This is a genomic window from Paraburkholderia sp. BR10872 (assembly GCF_040965835.1).
Lineage (GTDB): Bacteria > Pseudomonadota > Gammaproteobacteria > Burkholderiales > Burkholderiaceae > Paraburkholderia > Paraburkholderia nodosa_A.
This window is the reverse complement of sequence record NZ_JBFRCN010000089.1, coordinates 1-20729: the sequence shown is the minus strand read 5'-3', so window position 1 is coordinate 20729 and position 20729 is coordinate 1. Positions and strand designations below refer to the sequence as shown.

The following is a 20729-nucleotide window of genomic DNA, read 5'->3' as shown; positions in this document are numbered from 1 at the left end:
TCTGGTCGTACGCCTTCGCTTCGCCGCCGAACTTGGCGGTCAGAACCGTCGTGATCGCTGCCGTCAGCGTGGTCTTGCCGTGGTCAACGTGACCGATCGTGCCCACGTTCACGTGCGGCTTGGTCCGTTCGAATTTACCTTTTGCCATGTTTCTCTTCTTTCAAAAAAGTGGTGAATCGGTGACTGAGCGATGCGAACCAGACCCATGCCTGGTTCGCCGCATGGTCAACTGAATGCCGATGCTTACTTCGCCTTCGCGCTGATGATCGCGTCGGCCACGTTACGCGGTGCTTCTGCGTAGTGCTTGAATTCCATCGTGTACGTTGCGCGGCCTTGCGACAGCGAGCGCAGCGACGTCGAATAGCCGAACATTTCCGACAGCGGCACTTCGGCGCGAACGATCTTGCCGCCGCCAACCATGTCTTCCATGCCCTGGACGATACCGCGACGGCTCGACAGGTCGCCCATCACGTTGCCCATGTAGTCTTCCGGCGTTTCGACTTCCACAGCCATCATCGGTTCGAGGATGACCGGGCTTGCCTTGCGCATTGCTTCCTTGAAGGCCATCGAGCCGGCCATGCGGAACGCGTTTTCGTTCGAGTCAACGTCGTGGTACGAACCGAACGTCAGGTGAACCTTCACGTCGACGACCGGGAAGCCCGCCAGCACGCCAGCCTTCAGCGTTTCCTGGATACCCTTGTCCACCGCCGGGATGAATTCGCGCGGAATCACACCGCCCTTGATCTCGTCCAGGAACTCGTAGCCCTTGCCCTGCTCGTTCGGCTCAAGCGTGATGACAGCGTGACCGAACTGGCCGCGACCGCCCGACTGCTTGACGAACTTGCCTTCGACGTCCTTCGCCGTAGCGCGGATCGTTTCGCGGTATGCAACCTGCGGCTTGCCGACGGTCGCTTCCACGTTGAATTCGCGCTTCATGCGATCGACCAGAATTTCGAGGTGGAGCTCGCCCATACCCGAAATGATGGTCTGGCCCGATTCCTCGTCCGTCTGGACGCGGAACGACGGGTCTTCCTGCGCCAGGCGGTTCAGGGCGAGGCCCATCTTTTCCTGGTCAGCCTTGGTCTTCGGCTCGACGGCCTGCGAAATCACCGGCTCCGGGAACACCATGCGCTCCAGGATGATCGGGTTCGCCGGGTCGCACAGCGTGTCGCCCGTGGTTGCTTCCTTCAGGCCAACGGCTGCAGCGATGTCGCCTGCACGAACTTCCTTGATTTCTTCGCGGTTGTTCGCGTGCATCTGCAGAATACGGCCGAGGCGTTCCTTCTTGCCCTTGGTCGAGTTCAGCACGGTGTCACCCGAGTTGACGACGCCCGAGTACGCGCGGAAGAAGATCAGCTGGCCGACGAACGGGTCGGTCATGATCTTGAACGCGAGTGCCGAGAACTTCTCGTCGTCGGATGCGCGGCGCTCTGCCTTCTCGCCGTTTTCGAGCTCGCCCGTGACCGGGGGAATGTCCACCGGCGACGGCAGGAAGTCGATCACGGCGTCGAGCATACGCTGCACGCCCTTGTTCTTGAACGCGGTGCCGCACAGCATCGGCTGGATTTCGCAAGCGATGGTCCGGTCGCGGATCGCCTTGACGATTTCCGCTTCGGTCAGCTCTTCGCCGCCGAGGTACTTTTCCATCAGCTCTTCGCTGGCTTCAGCAGCCGACTCGATCATCTTTTCGCGCCACTCGTTGCACGTGTCAACGAGTTCGGCCGGGATGTCGACGTAGTCGAACTTCGTGCCTTGCGAGGCCTCGTCCCAAATGATCGCCTTCATCTTCAGGAGGTCGACGACGCCCTTGAAGTTTTCTTCAGCGCCGATCGGCACCACGACCGGAACCGGGTTTGCCTTCAGGCGGTTCTTCAGCTGGTCGTAGACCTTGAAGAAGTTCGCGCCGGTACGGTCCATCTTGTTGACGAACGCGAGACGCGGAACCTTGTACTTGTTCGCCTGACGCCACACCGTTTCCGACTGCGGCTGCACGCCGCCCACTGCGCAGTAGACCATGCACGCGCCGTCGAGCACGCGCATCGAGCGCTCGACTTCAATCGTGAAGTCGACGTGGCCCGGGGTGTCGATGATGTTGATGCGGTGCTCGGGGTAGTTGCCGCCCATGCCCTTCCAGAACGCGGTCGTAGCAGCGGACGTGATCGTGATGCCACGCTCCTGTTCCTGCTCCATCCAGTCCATGGTCGCGGCGCCGTCGTGAACTTCACCAATCTTGTGGTTCACGCCGGTGTAAAACAGAATGCGCTCGGTCGTCGTCGTCTTGCCGGCGTCGATGTGAGCGCTAATACCGATGTTACGGTAGCGCTCGATAGGAGTCTTGCGAGCCACTTTGATCCTCTATCAGGAGGTGCGCGCCGGATCGATCCCGACCGGGTTGATCCCAACGCGCCTGAACACAAACGGGCGAGGCGCTCGATAAGCGCACCCGCCCGGAATTTTTTCCGTTTTTTGAGCAAACCCCGGTAGGGGCTTTCTCTTAGAAGCGGAAGTGCGAGAACGCCTTGTTCGCTTCTGCCATCCGGTGAACTTCGTCGCGCTTTTTCATCGCGCCGCCACGGCCTTCGGCCGCTTCGGAGAGTTCACCTGCCAGACGCAGGGCCATCGACTTCTCGCTGCGCTTCTTCGCGGCTTCACGCAGCCAACGCATCGCCAATGCCATACGACGCGAGGGGCGCACTTCGACCGGAACCTGATAGTTCGCACCACCAACGCGGCGGCTCTTCACTTCCACCACCGGCTTCACGTTGTTGAGCGCGACAGTGAACACTTCCAGCGGGTCCTTGCCACCCTTGGTCTGGATCTGTTCGAAAGCGCCGTACACGATACGCTCGGCAACCGACTTCTTGCCGGAGAGCATCAGCACGTTCATGAACTTGGCTACATCAACGTTGCCGAACTTCGGATCCGGCAACACTTCCCGCTTGGGGACTTCGCGACGACGCGGCATGTTTCTTCCTTTAACTTTTCAGTTGAAGCGCGGGTTCATACCTTGCGCTCCGCGGCCACCAACTAACCCGATTCATCCATTACGACTTACCAGCCTGGTCGGGTGACCACTTACTCGACAGCACCGGCCAATCCGGCACCTGTCGCTTTTATCGCCGGCACTCTTGCGAGCACGACGACACCTGACTCTTACTTCGCAGCCTTCGCGCGCTTTGCGCCGTACTTCGAACGAGCCTGCTTACGATCCTTGACGCCCTGGGTATCCAGCGAGCCACGAACCATGTGGTAACGCACACCCGGCAAGTCCTTCACACGGCCGCCGCGGATCAGCACGACCGAGTGTTCCTGCAGGTTGTGGCCTTCACCACCGATGTACGAAATGACTTCGAAGCCGTTCGTCAGGCGCACCTTGGCGACCTTACGGAGTGCCGAGTTCGGCTTCTTCGGCGTCGTCGTGTACACACGGGTGCACACGCCGCGACGCTGCGGGCAGTCCTGCAGGGCCGGCGACTTGCTCTTCGTAGCTTCCGAAGCGCGGCCTTTGCGAACCAGTTGATTGATGGTTGGCATTGTTTATTCCTGAAATTGAACAAAATCGACGCATTTATTTCCGGGCAAAGCGGAAAACCATACGTATCGAACTCCGGACTGGGTATTTGACGTTAGTTTTCGTCAAATCAATCGACGAGCACAGACATCCCAAAGACCGGAACCCAGCATGATATTCCGAAAAGACCAAGCGAGTCAATGGCTTGCGACATTTCGGACGACGGAGGAAGTGACAGCGCCGTGACAATCCGGCGGCGTCCGGAATACCCGGTGCGGGAACAGCGCGCCTTATTCGTCGCCGACGACCTCGACGAGTTCCTCGCCGAAGCGCTCGAGCTTGCGCGCGCCGATGCCGGGGATGTCACGCAATTCGTCCACCGACTCCGGGCCGTTGCGCGCGATTTCCGCCAGCGTAGCGTCGTGGAAGATGACGTAGGCCGGCACGCCCTCGCTCTTCGCGGTTTCGGTGCGCCACAGGCGCAGGCGCTCCCAGCGCGAGCGCTGACGCGGGCTCATGCCAAGGGTCGGATCGGCTCGCTCGCTGGTGCGGCTTGACGAAGTCCGCGTACGCGTGGGTTTCACGTAACGACGCATCGTGACATTCTGCTCGCCCTTGAGCACCGCCTTGCTCGCCTCGGTGAGCACGAGCGAGCCGTAGCCGTCGTGGTCGACGGTGAGATAGCCGAATGCCACCAGTTGCCGGAAGATCGCGCGCCATTCCGGCTCGGAAAGCGCGGAGCCGATGCCGAAGGTAGAGATTTTCTCGTGCCCGCGCTGCAGGATCTTCTCGTTGCGGTTGCCGCGCAGGATGTCGATCAGGTGGCCGGCGCCGAAATTGAAGCCGCTCGCGCGCTGCGCGCGGAACACACACGAAAGCGCCATTTGCGCCTCACGCGTGGCGTCCCACGTGGCGGGCGGCTCGAGACAGGTATCGCAGTTGCCGCACGGCTTGCTCTCTTCGCCAAAGTACGCGAGCAGGCGCACGCGCCGGCATGTGGCCGCTTCGCACAGGCCGAGCAGTGCGTCGAGCTTGCCCGTCTGCACGCGCTTGTGCTGCTCGTCGGCTTCGGACTCGTCGATCATCTTGCGCTGCTGCACCACGTCGCCCAGACCGTAGGCCATCCATGCGTTGGCCGCCAGCCCGTCGCGCCCCGCGCGGCCGGTTTCCTGGTAGTAGCCTTCCACGCTCTTGGGCAAATCCAGATGCGCGACGAAACGCACGTCCGGCTTGTCGATGCCCATGCCGAATGCGATGGTGGCGCACATCACCACGCCTTCTTCGCGCTGGAACAGCTCCTGGTGCTTCTGGCGTACCTCGAATTCCATGCCGGCGTGGTACGGCAGCGCGCGCAAGCCCTGCCCCTTCAGCCACTCGGCCGTTTCCTCGACCTTGCGGCGCGAGAGGCAATACACGACGCCGGCATCCGTGGTGCCGTCGGCGCGCGTATGCTCCGCGCGGATGAAGTCGAGCAGCTGCGAGCGCGCGTTGTCCTTCTCGACGATGCGGTAGCGGATATTCGGCCGGTCGAAGCTCGAAACGAACACACGGGCGTCGTCGAGCGCGAGACGGTGCGCGATCTCGTCGCGCGTGATGGCGTCCGCGGTTGCCGTGAGCGCGATGCGCGGCACGTTCGGAAAGCGCTCGTGCAGCACCGAGAGCTGGATGTATTCGGGCCGGAAGTCGTGGCCCCATTGCGAGACGCAGTGCGCTTCGTCGATGGCAAAGAGGCCGATGCGCGTGCGCTCGAGCAGGTCGAGGAAGCGCGACGTCATGAGGCGCTCGGGCGCGACGTAAAGCAGGTCGAGATCGCCCTCGCGCAGCGCCCGCTCGGTCGCCGCCGCTTCGGCGCCGCTCAGCGTCGAGTTGAGATACGCGGCGCGCACGCCCACTTCCGTGAGTGCGGCCACCTGGTCCTGCATGAGTGCGATGAGCGGCGACACGACGATGCCGGCACCGAGCCCGGCTTCGTGCCGCACGAGTGCGGGAATCTGATAGCAGAGCGATTTGCCGCCGCCGGTCGGCATGAGCACCAGCGAATCGCCGCCCCCTGCGACGTGCTCGACGATTTCGGCTTGCTGCCCTCTAAACGCGGGATAGCCGAAGACTTCGTTGAGGATTTCGAGGGAACGGGACATGAAGGCGGTGAGCGTGCGGAGCAAAGGCGGTGGGCCGGATTTTACCAACCCGGACGCGCCTTGACCGCCGCTACCGTGAAGATTGGCCATTCGGCCAGGAGAAACCGCGGAAATCGCGCGCAGATTGCGAACGCGAACAACCAGGATGAAGCGGGCTCGTCAGGCAGCGAGGCGCCGGCGCGCGATCCGAAACGCACCGACGATTGTCACGACGGCCACGACCGCGGCGGCGATCGTGAATGCGCTCGCCCCGAAGAGCACGACGTTGGCGCCGACGAACATGAGTGAGCCGATCGTGAGCAGCGCGGCGCCGCCCTTGACCCTGCCCGCCAGCAGCATGATGAAACCGATGATCAGGAAGGCCCACATCACGAGGAAGGTCGCGAAGAAGTTCGCCGCGGACTGATTGCTGACGTGATGCAGCAGCTGCGAAAAACTGGCGACACACGCCACCAGATTCAGGATGAGACCGACCCCGACCACCCACATGATTACCGCCTCCAGATTCAGATAAATGCCGCCAGCGTCGTAAGAAAAGACCCATACAGGCAGACTTGGCGCGCTACGTTAGCACGCCTCACCGATGTGCGCAGCGAGCAGGTCTGCACTGCGGCACGAGGCCGCAGGCGTATGCGAGAAACGCGCGCGCCAATAAAAAAGCCGCCCGGTGAAAACCAGGCGGCTTTTGCGAGGGCATGGGAGCCCGCAGCGAAAGGCGGCTTGCGCCGCCCCGCGCTTACTCGTCCGTCGTATGCGGCTGTTGCGGCTGCGGCTCGGCGGCCGGGGTTTCCGGCGTACCGAACTCGAACGCTTCTTCCGCTGCGATCTGGTCGAAACGCTCGCGATCCGACGATTCCTTCGCACGGCGCGCCTTGTGGAAGGCGAGACCCGTACCAGCCGGAATCAGACGACCGACGATCACGTTTTCCTTCAGGCCACGCAGATCGTCGCGCTTGCCCATGATCGCCGCTTCGGTCAGCACGCGGGTCGTTTCCTGGAACGATGCCGCCGAGATGAACGAATCGGTCGAGAGCGATGCCTTCGTAATACCGAGCAGCACGTTCTCGTACGTTGCCGGGCGCTTGTCCTCGGCGTTCATCTTGTCGTTTTCGTCCAGCATGTCCGAACGCTCGACCTGCTCGCCCGGGATGAAGCGCGTATCACCGTTGTCGGTGATCTGCACACGACGCAGCATCTGACGCACGATCACTTCGATGTGCTTGTCGTTGATCTTCACGCCCTGCAGACGGTACACGTCCTGCACTTCGTCCACGATGTAACGCGACAGCGCTTCGATACCCTGCAGACGCAGGATGTCGTGCGGATCGGCCGGGCCGTCCACGATCATTTCGCCCTTGTTGACGACCTGACCGTCGTGGACCAGCACCTGCTTTTCCTTCGCGATCAGGAACTCGTGCTGATTGCCTTCGAGGTCCGTGATAACGAGACGCTGCTTGCCCTTCGTGTCCTTACCGAACGACGTCGTACCCGTGACTTCCGCCAGGATACCTGCGTCCTTCGGCGAACGTGCTTCGAACAGTTCCGCCACACGCGGCAGACCACCGGTAATGTCACGCGTCTTCTGGGCTTCGGTCGGGATACGTGCGAGCACTTCACCGACCTGCACCTGCTGACCGTCCTTCACGGTGATCAGTGCGCCGACCTGGAAGCCGATCTGCACCGAATGCTCCGTGCCCGGGATCTTCACTTCGTCGCCGTTCGCGTCGAGCAGCTTGACCTGCGGACGCACGCTCTTCGCCGCCTGCGAACCGCGGCGCTTCACGTCGATCACGACGAGGGTCGACAGACCCGTGACGTCGTCGATCTGCTTGGCCACGGTCACGCCTTCCTCGACGTTCTCGAACTTCACCGTACCGCCGTACTCGGTGATGATCGGACGCGTGAGCGGATCCCACGTTGCGAGCTGCGTGCCGGCCTTGATCGCTGCGCCATCGAGCTGCAGCAGCGTCGCGCCGTACGGCACCTTGTGACGCTCGCGCTCGCGGCCGTGATCGTCGGCGATGATGGCTTCGCCCGAACGCGAGATGACGACCTGCTCGCCCTTCGCATTCGTGACGTAACGCATCGTCGCCGTGAAGCGCACGGTACCGTTCGACTTGGCTTCCACCGACGAGGCCACTGCCGCACGCGACGCCGCACCACCGATGTGGAACGTACGCATCGTGAGCTGCGTGCCCGGTTCGCCGATCGACTGTGCCGCGATCACGCCGACGGCTTCGCCGACGTTCACGCGCGAGCCGCGGCCGAGGTCGCGGCCATAGCAGGCTGCGCACAGGCCATAACGCGTTTCGCAGGTGAGCGGCGTGCGCACGCGCACTTCGTCGATGCCGAGGCTTTCGATCGTTTCGACCGCGTCTTCGTCGAGCAGGTCGCCCGAAGCGTAGATCGTTTCCTGCGTTTCCGGATTGACGACGTCCGCCACCGCAACACGGCCGAGAATACGGTCGCGCAGCGCTTCGACGACTTCACCGCCTTCGACGAGGGCCTTCATCGCCACGCCGTTCGACGTGCCGCAATCGTCCTCGACGACCACGAGATCCTGGGTCACGTCGACGAGACGACGCGTCAGGTAACCCGAGTTCGCGGTCTTCAGTGCCGTATCAGCCAGACCCTTACGTGCACCGTGGGTCGAGATGAAGTACTGCAACACGTTCAGACCTTCGCGGAAGTTCGCGGTAATCGGCGTTTCGATAATCGAGCCGTCCGGCTTCGCCATCAGGCCGCGCATACCCGCGAGCTGCCGAATCTGCGTTGCGGAACCCCGCGCGCCCGAGTCGGCCATCATGTAGATCGAGTTGAACGATTCCTGACGCGTTTCCTTGCCGTCGCGGTCGATGACCGGTTCCGTCGCGAGCTGCTCCATCATCGCCTTGCCGACCGCTTCCGACGTGTTCGACCAGATGTCGACCACGTTGTTGTAGCGTTCCTGCGCGGTGACGAGACCCGACATGTACTGACGGTCGTACTCCTTCACCTTCTTCGCGGCTTCGCCGACGATGGTTTCCTTCTGCGGCGGGACGAGCATGTCGTCCACGCAGATCGAAATACCGGCGCGCGTTGCCAGGCGGAAGCCCGACTGCATCAGCTGGTCAGCGAAGATCACCGTTTCGCGCAGACCGCACTTGCGGAACGCGGTGTTGATCAGACGCGAAATTTCCTTCTTCTTCAGCGGCTTGTTCAGCACCGAGAACGGCAGACCCGGCGGCAGAATTTCCGACAGGATCGAGCGGCCAACGGTCGTTGCGTACAGCGAGATCTTCGGCACGAATGCCGGTGCGCCTTCCGACTTGTCCTCGTTGTGGACCATTTCGGTAATACGCACGTTCACGCGCGAAGCCAGTTCGACTTCCTTGTTCTCATACGCGCGGAGCACTTCCGACACGCCCGTGAACGTCATGCCTTCGCCCTTGCCGTTGATCGCTTCACGCGTGGCGTAGTACAGGCCCAGCACGATATCCTGCGACGGCACGATCGACGGATCGCCGTTGGCCGGGAACAGGACGTTGTTCGACGCGAGCATGAGCGTACGCGCTTCCATCTGCGCTTCGAGCGACAGCGGAACGTGAACGGCCATCTGGTCACCGTCGAAGTCGGCGTTGAACGCCGCGCAAACGAGCGGGTGCAGCTGGATTGCCTTACCTTCGATCAGCACCGGCTCGAAAGCCTGAATGCCAAGACGGTGCAGCGTCGGCGCACGGTTGAGCATCACCGGGTGCTCGCGGATCACCTCTTCCAGGATGTCCCACACCACCGGCGTCTGGTTCTCGACTTCCTTCTTCGCAGCCTTGATGGTCGTGGCAACGCCCATCGTTTCCAGCTTGTTGAAGATGAACGGCTTGAAGAGTTCGAGCGCCATCAGCTTCGGCAGACCGCACTGGTGCAGCTTGAGCGTCGGACCCACCACGATGACCGAACGGCCCGAGTAGTCCACGCGCTTGCCCAGCAGGTTCTGACGGAAGCGGCCGCCCTTACCCTTGATCATGTCGGCGAGCGACTTCAGCGGACGCTTGTTCGCGCCCGTCATCGCCTTGCCGCGACGACCGTTGTCGAGCAGCGAGTCAACCGCTTCCTGGAGCATCCGCTTTTCGTTGCGGACGATGATCTCCGGCGCCTTGAGCTCGAGCAGACGCTTCAGACGGTTGTTACGGTTGATGACGCGGCGATACAGATCGTTCAGGTCCGAAGTCGCGAAACGGCCACCGTCCAGCGGCACCAGCGGACGCAGTTCGGGCGGCAGCACCGGCAGCACTTCGAGCACCATCCATTCGGGCTTGATGCCCGAACGCTGGAAGGCCTCGAGCACCTTCAGGCGCTTCGCGTACTTCTTGATCTTCGCTTCCGAGCCGGTGTTCTTCAGCTCGGTGCGCAGCGTTTCGACCTGCTCGTCGATGTTGATCGCGCGCAGGAGTTCACGCACGCCTTCCGCGCCCATTTCGGCACGGAATTCGTCGCCGTATTCCTCGACCTTGTTGTAGTAATCCTCTTCGGTCATGATCTGACGCGCCTTCAGCGGCGTCATGCCCGGTTCGATCACCACGTATGCCTCGAAGTACAGCACGCGCTCGATGTCGCGCAGCGTCATGTCGAGCACCATGCCCAGACGCGACGGCAGCGACTTCAGGAACCAGATGTGCGCGACCGGCGAGGCCAGCTCGATGTGGCCCATGCGTTCGCGACGCACCTTCGCCAGCGTGACTTCAACGCCGCACTTCTCGCAGATCACGCCACGGTGCTTCAGGCGCTTGTACTTGCCGCACAGGCACTCGTAGTCCTTGATCGGCCCGAAGATCTTCGCGCAGAACAGACCATCCCGTTCCGGCTTGAAGGTACGGTAGTTGATCGTCTCCGGCTTCTTCACTTCGCCGAACGACCACGAGCGGATCTTGTCTGGCGAGGCCAGACCGATCTTGATCGCGTCAAAAACTTCTTCTTGTTGGACTTGCTTGAATAGATCGAGCAGAGCTTTCATTGCCTTCTCTCCGTAGTCCGATTAGTTGCGGTCGAGGTCGATGTCGATGCCGAGCGAGCGGATTTCCTTCACCAGCACATTGAAGGATTCCGGCATGCCCGCGTCGATCACGTGGTCGCCCTTGACGAGGTTTTCGTACACCTTCGTCCGGCCCGTCACGTCATCGGACTTCACCGTCAACATTTCCTGCAGCACATACGAAGCGCCATACGCTTCGAGCGCCCACACTTCCATTTCACCGAAGCGCTGACCACCGAATTGCGCCTTACCACCCAGCGGCTGCTGCGTAACGAGCGAGTACGGACCCGTCGAACGCGCGTGCATCTTGTCGTCGACAAGGTGATGCAGCTTCAGGTAGTGCATGTAGCCCACGGTGACCGTACGTTCGAACATCTCGCCCGTGCGGCCGTCGTACAGACGCACCTGGTTCTTCGACGGCGTCATGCCGAGGTTCTGGGCGACGTCGTCCGGGAATGCCAGATCGAGCATCTTGCCCATTTCCTCTTCGGTCGCACCGTCGAACACCGGCGTTGCGAACGGCACGCCTTCGCGCAGGTTCTTCGCGAGTTCGAGGATCTCGTCGTCGCTGAAGCTGTCGAGGTCTTCCTTGTGGCCCGATTCGTTGTAGATCTTCGTGAGGAATTCACGCAGCTCTGCAACCTTCGTCTGACGCGCAAGCATCTCGCCGATACGCCAGCCCAGACCCTTCGCGGCCCAGCCCAGGTGCACTTCGAGAACCTGACCCACGTTCATCCGTGACGGCACGCCGAGCGGGTTCAGCACGACGTCTGCCGGACGGCCATCGGCCATGTACGGCATGTCTTCGATCGGAACGATCTTCGACACCACACCCTTGTTACCGTGACGGCCTGCCATCTTGTCGCCAGGCTGCAGACGGCGCTTCACCGCGAGGTACACCTTGACCATCTTCAGCACGCCCGGCGGCAGTTCGTCGCCTTGCGTGAGCTTCTTGCGCTTCTCTTCGAAGGCCAGATCGAACTGGTGACGCTTCTCTTCGATCGAGTTCTTGATCGCTTCGAGCTGCGCCGCTGCTTCTTCGTCCGCGAGGCGGATGTCGAACCAGTGGTAGTGATCCAGATCTTCGAGGTACGCGCGCTCGATCTTCGTGCCCTTCGCGAGCTTCTTCGGACCGCCGTTCGCGACCTTGCCTTCGAGCATGCGTGCGAGACGCTGGAACGCGTCGCCTTCCACGATGCGCAGCTGGTCGTTCAGGTCGAGGCGATAGCGCTTCAGTTCATCGTCGATGATCTGTTGTGCGCGCTTGTCGCGCTGGATGCCTTCACGCGTGAACACCTGCACGTCGATGACCGTACCGCTCATGCCCGAGGGCACGCGCAGCGACGTATCCTTCACGTCCGAAGCCTTCTCGCCGAAGATCGCGCGCAGCAGCTTTTCTTCCGGCGTGAGCTGGGTTTCGCCCTTCGGCGTGACCTTGCCCACGAGCACGTCGCCCGCTTCGACTTCCGCGCCGATGTACACGATGCCCGACTCGTCGAGACGGCCAAGCTGCACTTCCGCGAGGTTCGAAATGTCGCGCGTGATTTCTTCCGGCCCGAGCTTCGTGTCGCGTGCAACGACATTCAGTTCTTCGATGTGGATCGACGTGTAACGGTCGTCCGCAACCACCTTCTCCGAGATCAGGATCGAGTCTTCGAAGTTGTAGCCGTTCCACGGCATGAACGCGATCAGCATGTTCTGGCCGAGCGCGAGCTCGCCCAGATCGGTCGATGCGCCGTCAGCCAGCACGTCGCCGCGCGCAACCTTGTCGCCCATCTTCACGATCGGACGCTGGTTGATGTTCGTGTTCTGGTTCGAACGCGTGTACTTGATGAGGTTGTAGATGTCCACACCCACTTCACCAGCAACCGCTTCGTCGTCGTTCACACGAATCACGATACGGCCTGCGTCGACGTAGTCGACCACGCCGCCACGCAGCGCCTGAACCGTCGTACCCGAGTCGACCGCAACCGTGCGCTCGATACCCGTACCGACGACCGGCTTTTCCGGACGCAGGCAAGGCACGGCCTGACGCTGCATGTTCGAGCCCATCAGTGCACGGTTCGCGTCGTCGTGCTCGAGGAACGGAATCAGCGAGGCTGCAACCGAGACGATCTGCGACGGCGCCACGTCCATGTACTGGATGCGGTCCGGCGTGACCATCAGCGTTTCGCCCGCTTCGCGCGACGAAACCAGTTCGTCGGTCAGCGTGCCGTCTTCCGCCACTGCCGCGTTCGCCTGAGCGATCACGTAACGGCCTTCTTCGATCGCCGACAGGTAGTCGATCTGGTCGGTCACCTTGCCGTCTGCAACCTTGCGATACGGCGTTTCGAGGAAGCCGTATTCGTTCAGGTGCGCGTACAGTGCGAGCGAGTTGATCAGACCAATGTTCGGACCTTCCGGCGTCTCGATCGGACACACGCGGCCGTAGTGGGTCGGGTGCACGTCGCGCACTTCGAAGCCTGCGCGCTCACGCGTCAGACCGCCCGGGCCCAGTGCGGAAACACGACGCTTGTGCGTGATTTCCGAGAGGGGGTTGGTCTGGTCCATGAACTGCGACAGCTGCGACGAACCGAAGAACTCGCGAATCGCCGACGAAATCGGCTTCGAGTTGATCAGGTCGTGCGGCATCAGGTTTTCGCTTTCGGCCTGGCCGAGGCGTTCCTTCACTGCACGTTCGACGCGCACGAGACCCGCGCGGAACTGGTTTTCCGCGAGTTCGCCCACGCAACGCACGCGACGGTTGCCGAGGTGGTCGATATCGTCCACTTCGCCCTTGCCGTTGCGCAGCTCGACGAGGATCTTGATGGTCGCGAGGATGTCGTCGTCCTGCAGCGTCATCGGGCCGACGATTTCGTCACGGCCGACGCGGCGATTGAACTTCATACGACCCACCTTCGAGAGGTCGTACGCTTCTTCGCTGTAGAACAGGCGGTTGAACAGCGCCTCGACCGCTTCTTCGGTCGGCGGCTCGCCCGGACGCATCATGCGGTAGATCGCGATGCGCGCGGCCATCTTGTCGGCGGTTTCGTCGATACGCAGCGTCGACGAGATGTACGGACCCTGGTCCAGATCGTTCGTGTAGAGCGTCTGGATGTCCTTGATCTTCGCTTCGCGCAGCTTCTCGAGCACGCTTTCGGTGATCTCGTCGTTCGCGTTCGCGATCACTTCGCCCGTGTCGCCGTCGACGACGTTCTTCGCGAGAACGCGGCCGAGCAGATAATCTTCGGGGACCGAAATGTACGTCGTCTTCGCGCTTTCGAGATCGCGAATGTGCTTCGCGTTGATCCGCTTGTCCTTCTGGACAATGACCTTGCCTTCGCGATCGCTGATGTCGAAGCGCGCGACTTCACCGCGCAGACGCTCCGGCACGAACTCCATCTGCGCGCCTTCCGGCATCAGCGTGAAGTTGTCGAACACGAAGAAGTTCGCGAGGATCTGTTCCGGCGTGAGGCCGATGGCCTTCAGCAGGATCGTGACCGGCATCTTGCGGCGACGGTCGACGCGGAAGTACAGCACGTCCTTCGGGTCGAACTCGAAGTCGAGCCACGAACCGCGGTAAGGAATGATACGGGCCGAGAAGAGCAGCTTGCCCGAGCTGTGCGTCTTGCCCTTGTCGTGTTCGAAGAACACGCCAGGCGAGCGATGCAGCTGCGAGACGATGACACGCTCGGTGCCGTTGATGACGAACGAACCAGTCGGCGTCATGAGCGGAATTTCGCCCATGTACACTTCCTGCTCCTTCACTTCCTTCACGACCGGCTTGCTCGGCGATTCCTTGTCGAGCAGGACGAGACGGACCTTGGCGCGCAGCGCCGAGCAGTACGTCAAGCCGCGTTGCTGGCATTCCTTGATGTTGAATGCCGGCGACGACAGCATGTAGCTGACGAACTCTAGACGAGCAAAGCCGTTATGGGAAACAATAGGAAAAACGGACGAAAACGCTGCCTGCAGACCTTCCGGTTTGCGTTGTGCGGTCGCCGTTTCTGCTTGCAGGAATGTGCTGAATGATTCAAGCTGGGTAGCCAGCAGGAAAGGAACCTGGTGAACGATGGGGCGTTTCGCGAAACTCTTGCGAATACGCTTCTTCTCGGTGAAGGAATAGTGCATACGATCTCCGAATCACGGCGGGTAGGACGACCCGAGTGTTCACCGACTGAGACCCGATGGCTTCGCGAGCCCTGGAAGCTTGGTGGTTGGCCTCTACCAACCGCTGGCTGACGGCAACGGATTTCGGCTTGTCATAACGTGCCCGCTGCCCGACCAAACTTGCCTTCTGCAGTCGCTTCAGAAGACAAAGAGAAGCGTCGTGCGCAAGGATCGTGCCCTTGAGGCACTCATCCGGCGAAAGACGTTTTTCTTTGGCTTCTGGGTCCCGCATCCCGCCTCCGACTTCTAAAAAATCGAACACAAAAACGCAGAACCCACAAAGCACAAAAAGGCCGGCGGTGTAAAAACCGCCAGCCTTCGCACAGCGCGCTGAAACTTACTTGATTTCAGCCTTCGCGCCGGCTTCTTCCAGCTTCTTCTTCGCTTCTTCAGCAGCAGCCTTGGGCACCGCTTCCTTCACGGGCTTCGGTGCACCGTCGACCAGGTCCTTCGCTTCCTTCAGGCCGAGACCCGTCAGTTCGCGAACGGCCTTAATGACCGAAACCTTGTTTGCGCCGGCTTCGAGCAGGTTGACCGTGAATTCGGTCTGCTCTTCAGCAGCAGCAGCAGCGCCGCCGCCTGCCGGGCCAGCGACTGCCACAGCAGCTGCCGACACGCCAAACTTCTCTTCGAACGCCTTGACCAGTTCGTTCAGTTCAAGAACCGACATCGAGCCAACGGCTTCGAGGATGTCTTCTTTTGCGATTGCCATTTGAAATTACTCCAGATTTGAATTCGGAAACAGCTAGCGATCTTTCTCGCTTGCTCTTGCTCGTTCGTCTGCCTGAAATCAGGCAGCTTCTGCTTGCTTCTTCTCCGCCAGCGCGGCCAGAGCACGCGCGAAGCCGGAAACAGGAGCTTGCATAACGAACAGCAGCTTCGAGAGCAGTTCTTCGCGGCTCGGGATGTTGGCCAGCGCTTGCACGCCTGCCACGTCCATCACCTTGCCTTCGTAGGAACCAGCCTTGATGACCAACTTGTCATTGCCCTTCGCGAAGTCATTGACGACCTTCGCAGCAGCAATTGCATCTTCCGAGATGCCGTAGATCAGGGGGCCAGTCATCTGCTCTGCCAGCGGAGCAAACGGGGTACCTTCGACAGCGCGACGCGCCAGCGTGTTCTTCAACACGCGGAGGTACACCTGCTGCTCACGCGCTTTCGCGCGCAGCTTGGTCAGATCGCCAACCGCGATTCCACGATACTCGGCCAGCACCATGGTCTGAGCCTTCGCGACTTGCGCGGAGACTTCAGCCACGACGGCCTGCTTACCTTCTTTGTTCAGTGGCACGGTTAACCTCCAGATTCGACACACTTCGCTTTCGCATCATGTGCCGCGTTCAACAACGGCGACCGACCAGTCCGGAGTAAATCAGTTTGCATCGTCAGGCGTTACCGCCTGCATCCGCTCACATCAGCACTTCAAAACCTTTTCGGGTTCGCCATCTGCGTTGGCTTTGCATTAAGGAAGCACCCAACTGCTGCACTTCCGCCAACGGTCTTTGACAACCGGTTGCACCGCGCTTACCGCCGCTGCACAACCGCCCAAAGCCCTTTAAATCCGCGCTGCAGCCCTTTCGAGCTTCAACGCGGCGAAACTATTACGCTGCGAGCGACGTCTGGTCGACGCGAACGCCAACGCCCATCGTGCTCGAGACAGCGATCTTGCGCAGGTACACGCCCTTGCTCGTTGCCGGCTTCGCCTTGGTCAGCGCGTCGAGGAGCGCGTCCAGGTTGCTGCGCAGCGCGGTCGGCTCGAACGATGCACGGCCGATCGTGGCATGGATGATACCGGCCTTGTCGACACGGAATTGCACCTGACCAGCCTTCGCGTTCTTGACCGCGGTCGCCACGTCCGGCGTCACGGTGCCGACCTTCGGGTTCGGCATGAGGCCGCGCGGGCCAAGGATCTGACCGAGCGTACCGACGACGCGCATCGTGTCCGGCGAAGCGATCACGATGTCGAAGTTCAGGTTGCCGCCCTTGATCTGCTCGGCGAGGTCTTCCATACCGACGATCTCTGCGCCTGCTGCCTTGGCTTGTTCAGCCTTTTCACCTTGCGCGAACACTGCGACGCGGACCGACTTGCCGGTACCAGCGGGCAGAACGACCGAGCCGCGAACGACCTGGTCCGACTTCTTCGCATCGATGCCGAGCTGCACTGCAACGTCGATCGACTCGTCGAACTTCGCCGTGGCGCATTCCTTCACGAGCGACAGAGCATCGCCGATCGGGTACTGTTTTTGGCGGTCGATCTTGGCAGCCAGTGCCTTTTGACGCTTCGAAACCTTAGCCATTTACACGCCCTCCACGATAATGCCCATCGAGCGGGCGCTGCCAGCGATCGTGCGGACCGCTGCGTCCATATCGGCTGCCGTGAGGTCCGGCATCTTGGTCTTGGCGATTTCCTCGGCTTGCGCGCGGGTGATCGTAGCGACCTTGTCGGTGTGCGGCTTGGCCGAACCCTTGTCGACCTTCGCTGCCTTCTTGATCAGAACCGTAGCCGGCGGCGTCTTCAGGATGAACGTGAAGCTCTTGTCCGCGAATGCCGTGATCACGACCGGAACCGGCAGACCCGGTTCCATGGCTTGAGTCTGCGCGTTGAACGCCTTGCAGAACTCCATGATGTTCAGGCCGCGCTGACCCAGTGCCGGGCCGACCGGCGGCGACGGATTGGCTTTACCTGCAGGAATCTGCAGCTTGATAAAGCCGATGATTTTCTTTGCCATGTTGAAAACCTCTTTGGAACGCGTGAGCGTTCTGGTGAGTGGTAGCGCGCGTTCACCACAATCTTCGCTGTGCCAACTGCTTTGGCGACAGCTACAGCCGACTGGACTACTGGCGCTCCTCTACGGCCATAACGCGGACCGTAAGCGCGGAAAAACGGATCGCACTCGAGGCGCGATCCGTAGTATTCGATTTACAGCTTTTCGACCTGGCCGAATTCGAGTTCGACCGGTGTGGCGCGACCGAAAATGGTGACGGAGACCCGGACGCGCGACTTTTCGTAGTTGACTTCTTCGACGCTGCCGTTGAAGTCCGTGAACGGACCTTCCTTCACGCGGACCATCTCGCCGACTTCGAACAGGGTCTTGGGGCGCGGCTTCTCAACGCCTTCCTGCATCTGCGACATGATCTTTTCGACTTCGCGCGGCGAAATCGGGCTCGGGCGATTACGCGCCCCGCCGACGAAACCGGTCACCTTTGCCGTGTTCTTCACGAGGTGCCACGTTTCGTCCGTCATTTCCATCTCAACCAGGACGTAGCCTGGGAAGAAACGACGTTCGGTCACCGATTTGTGACCGCCCTTCACCTCGACAACTTCTTCAGTCGGAACGAGGATCTGGCCAAACTTGTCCTGCATGCCAGCACGTTCGATACGCTCTTGAAGCGCACGTTGCACGCTCTTCTCCATGCCGGAGTAGGCGTGCACAACATACCAACGTTTTCCGCTCGGGGATGCCGGTGTATCGCTCATATCATTTCCAACCCAGAATCGCCGAGAAAATCACCCACTCGATGGATTTGTCGCAAACCCACAGAATGATGGCCATGGCCAGCACAAAACCGAAGACCACCAGGGTCGTTTGCGTGGCCTCTTTGCGAGTCGGCCAGACGACCTTGCGAACTTCCTTGTACGAGTCTTTGGCAAACGCGATGAAGCTCTTGCCGGGCGCCGAGAGAAGACCGACTACCACCCCCGCGATCACGCCCACTGCGAGCGCTGCACCGCGGACATACCACTCCTGGCTACCGAGCCAGTAGAACCCTACGAACCCGGCCACAACCAACAATACGCCCGCCGCAAGCATCAGCTTGTCGCTGGAAGTATTAACAGTTTCGACGGAAGGATTCGCCATAACACCTTAAAGAACAACGCGCCGAGGCGCGAGAAGTTGGCAGGGGCAGAGGGAATCGAACCCCCAACCTTCGGTTTTGGAGACCGACGCTCTGCCAGTTGAGCTATACCCCTAAACCATTTTGGGGTTGACGGCATCGCCAACCCCGAAACCACTTAGTCGATCAACGAGACTGGCAAAAACTTACTCGATGATCTTTGCAACCACGCCGGCGCCGACGGTACGGCCACCTTCGCGGATTGCGAAGCGCAGACCTTCTTCCATCGCGATCGGAGCGATCAGCTTCACCGTGATCGACACGTTGTCGCCCGGCATGACCATTTCCTTGTCCTTCGGCAGCTCGATCGAGCCCGTCACGTCCGTCGTACGGAAGTAGAACTGCGGACGGTAGTTGTTGAAGAACGGCGTGTGACGGCCGCCTTCGTCCTTGCTCAGCACGTACACTTCAGCCGTGAAGTGCGTGTGCGGCGTGATCGAACCCGGCTTGGCCAGCACCTGGCCGCGCTCCACGTCTTCACGCTTCGTGCCGCGCAGCAGGATACCCACGTTGTCGCCCGCCTGACCCTGGTCGAGCAGCTTGCGGAACATTTCCACGCCCGTGCAGGTCGTCTTCACCGTCGGCTTGATACCGACGATTTCGATTTCCTCGCCGACCTTGACGATGCCGCGCTCGACGCGACCCGTCACCACCGTGCCGCGACCCGAGATCGAGAACACGTCTTCCACCGGCATCAGGAACGCGCCGTCAACGGCACGCTCCGGCGTCGGGATGTACGTGTCCAGTGCGTCGGCCAGGTTCATGATCGCCACTTCACCCAGTTCGCCCTTGTCGCCTTCCAGCGCCAGCTTGGCCGAACCCTTGATGATCGGCGTGTCGTCGCCCGGGAAGTCGTACTTCGACAGGAGCTCGCGCACTTCCATTTCGACCAGCTCGAGCAGCTCGGCGTCGTCGACCATGTCGCACTTGTTCAGGAACACGATGATGTAAGGCACGCCAACCTGACGGGCGAGCAGGATGTGCTCACGCGTTTGCGGCATCGGGCCGTCAGCGGCCGAGCACACCAGGATCGCGCCGTCCATCTGTGCCGCGCCCGTGATCATGTTCTTCACGTAGTCAGCGTGGCCCGGGCAGTCGACGTGTGCGTAGTGGCGGTTAGCCGTTTCGTACTCGACGTGCGCGGTGTTGATGGTAATGCCACGCGCCTTTTCTTCCGGCGCTGCGTCGATCTGGTCGTACGCCTTCGCTTCGCCGCCGAACTTGGCGGTCAGAACCGTCGTGATCGCTGCCGTCAGCGTGGTCTTGCCGTGGTCAACGTGACCGATCGTGCCCACGTTCACGTGCGGCTTGGTCCGCTCAAACTTACCCTTGGCCATTTTCGACTCCTAAGAGGATTTTTCCGTACGTTGCGCGGGGCGCGCAAACAATCACTGGCTTGCTGCTGCCTGCTCGATGCGAGGCTTCTGAGGCCCGCTAGATACCGGCTGGTGCCCATGGGCAGGATCGAACTGCCGACCTCTCCCTTACCAAGGGAGTGCTCTACCACTGAGCCACATGGGCGAAAACTGCTCTGAACCGCTTTAATGCTTCGCTGGAGCGGGTGAAGGGAATCGAACCCTCGTCGTAAGCTTGGAAGGCTTCTGCTCTACCATTGAGCTACACCCGCGAGGTTCGCCGGCTACTGCCGACCCAACACTAACTGCTACAGCTGAATTCTGGTGGAGGAGGTTGGATTCGAACCAACGTAGGCGTAAGCCAACAGATTTACAGTCTGCCCCCTTTAGCCACTCGGGCACCCCTCCGCAGAGAACTGATGATTATGGGGGAACATCCGATAAGTGTCAAGCACTTTGTTCGGAGCAGAACCCACAACGCTCTCACTTATAGGGAGAGCGGAAAAGCAAAAACCCCGGCTTTTTAGGGCCGGGGTCTCGCTTGTAGAGGAGCCTGACGATTACCTACTTTCACACGGGCAATCCGCACTATCATCGGCGTGGAGCTGTTTCACGGTCCTGTTCGGGATGGGAAGGGGTGGGACCAGCTCGCTATGGTCATCAGGCTTGACGGG

General features: G+C 61.0%; 15 protein-coding genes, 4 tRNA genes and 1 rRNA gene. All 20 read right to left on the bottom strand.

Going from position 1 to position 20729, the window contains the following annotated elements:
- On the bottom strand, positions 1-148 hold a 148-nt coding region (locus AB4Y43_RS38435; protein ID WP_238272018.1), incomplete at its 3' end, for a GTP-binding protein.
- Between the two features lie 95 nt (positions 149-243).
- Positions 244-2346, bottom strand: a complete 2103-nt coding sequence (gene fusA, locus AB4Y43_RS38430) for an elongation factor G (RefSeq protein ID WP_069269330.1) — start codon at positions 2344-2346, stop codon at positions 244-246.
- A 148-nt stretch (positions 2347-2494) separates the two neighbouring features.
- Positions 2495-2965 (bottom strand): 30S ribosomal protein S7, encoded by a 471-nt coding sequence (rpsG, locus tag AB4Y43_RS38425; RefSeq protein ID WP_006053291.1) that lies wholly within the window; start codon positions 2963-2965, stop codon positions 2495-2497.
- 188 nt (positions 2966-3153) lie between these two features.
- Positions 3154-3534, bottom strand: coding sequence for a 30S ribosomal protein S12 (gene rpsL / locus AB4Y43_RS38420; RefSeq protein ID WP_027797953.1), 381 nt, complete (start codon positions 3532-3534; stop codon positions 3154-3156).
- Positions 3535-3801: 267 nt separating this feature from the next.
- Positions 3802-5649 (bottom strand): DNA helicase RecQ, encoded by a 1848-nt coding sequence (gene recQ, locus AB4Y43_RS38415; RefSeq protein ID WP_342949804.1) that lies wholly within the window; start codon positions 5647-5649, stop codon positions 3802-3804.
- A gap of 159 nt (positions 5650-5808) precedes the next feature.
- Positions 5809-6138 carry a hypothetical protein gene (locus AB4Y43_RS38410; RefSeq protein ID WP_141710958.1) on the bottom strand — a complete coding sequence of 110 codons (330 nt, stop codon included), beginning with the start codon at positions 6136-6138 and terminating at the stop codon, positions 5809-5811.
- Positions 6139-6385: 247 nt separating this feature from the next.
- A complete protein-coding gene (gene rpoC / locus AB4Y43_RS38405) occupies positions 6386-10639 on the bottom strand; it encodes a DNA-directed RNA polymerase subunit beta' (protein ID WP_069269332.1) in 4254 nt (1417 codons plus the stop codon).
- 21 nt (positions 10640-10660) lie between these two features.
- The gene (gene rpoB / locus AB4Y43_RS38400; RefSeq protein WP_069269333.1) at positions 10661-14767 is read right to left on the bottom strand and encodes a DNA-directed RNA polymerase subunit beta; all 4107 of its coding nucleotides are present in this window, start codon (positions 14765-14767) and stop codon (positions 10661-10663) included.
- 376 nt (positions 14768-15143) lie between these two features.
- On the bottom strand, positions 15144-15518 hold the full coding sequence (gene rplL, locus AB4Y43_RS38395; protein WP_027821097.1) for a 50S ribosomal protein L7/L12: 375 nt from the start codon (positions 15516-15518) through the stop codon (positions 15144-15146).
- Positions 15519-15596: 78 nt separating this feature from the next.
- Positions 15597-16094, bottom strand: a complete 498-nt coding sequence (rplJ, locus tag AB4Y43_RS38390) for a 50S ribosomal protein L10 (protein WP_069269335.1) — start codon at positions 16092-16094, stop codon at positions 15597-15599.
- 310 nt (positions 16095-16404) lie between these two features.
- A complete protein-coding gene (rplA, locus tag AB4Y43_RS38385; RefSeq protein WP_042272956.1) occupies positions 16405-17100 on the bottom strand; it encodes a 50S ribosomal protein L1 in 696 nt (231 codons plus the stop codon).
- Positions 17101-17532, bottom strand: a complete 432-nt coding sequence (gene rplK, locus AB4Y43_RS38380) for a 50S ribosomal protein L11 (protein ID WP_069269337.1) — start codon at positions 17530-17532, stop codon at positions 17101-17103.
- Positions 17533-17723: 191 nt separating this feature from the next.
- Positions 17724-18281: a transcription termination/antitermination protein NusG gene (gene nusG, locus AB4Y43_RS38375; RefSeq protein WP_028208939.1), complete on the bottom strand. Its 558-nt coding sequence runs from the start codon at positions 18279-18281 to the stop codon at positions 17724-17726.
- Position 18282: 1 nt separating this feature from the next.
- A complete protein-coding gene (gene secE, locus AB4Y43_RS38370) occupies positions 18283-18663 on the bottom strand; it encodes a preprotein translocase subunit SecE (RefSeq protein WP_028208940.1) in 381 nt (126 codons plus the stop codon).
- A 37-nt stretch (positions 18664-18700) separates the two neighbouring features.
- Positions 18701-18776: transfer RNA gene (locus tag AB4Y43_RS38365), tRNA-Trp, on the bottom strand.
- A 70-nt stretch (positions 18777-18846) separates the two neighbouring features.
- Positions 18847-20037 (bottom strand): elongation factor Tu, encoded by a 1191-nt coding sequence (gene tuf / locus AB4Y43_RS38360; RefSeq protein ID WP_028371383.1) that lies wholly within the window; start codon positions 20035-20037, stop codon positions 18847-18849.
- Between the two features lie 109 nt (positions 20038-20146).
- Positions 20147-20221: transfer RNA gene (locus tag AB4Y43_RS38355), tRNA-Thr, on the bottom strand.
- Between the two features lie 32 nt (positions 20222-20253).
- A tRNA-Gly gene (locus tag AB4Y43_RS38350) sits at positions 20254-20327 on the bottom strand.
- A 50-nt stretch (positions 20328-20377) separates the two neighbouring features.
- A tRNA-Tyr gene (locus AB4Y43_RS38345) sits at positions 20378-20463 on the bottom strand.
- Positions 20464-20606: 143 nt separating this feature from the next.
- Positions 20607-20720: ribosomal RNA gene (gene rrf / locus AB4Y43_RS38340) — 5S ribosomal RNA — on the bottom strand.
- Between the last annotated feature and the right edge of the window lie 9 nt (positions 20721-20729).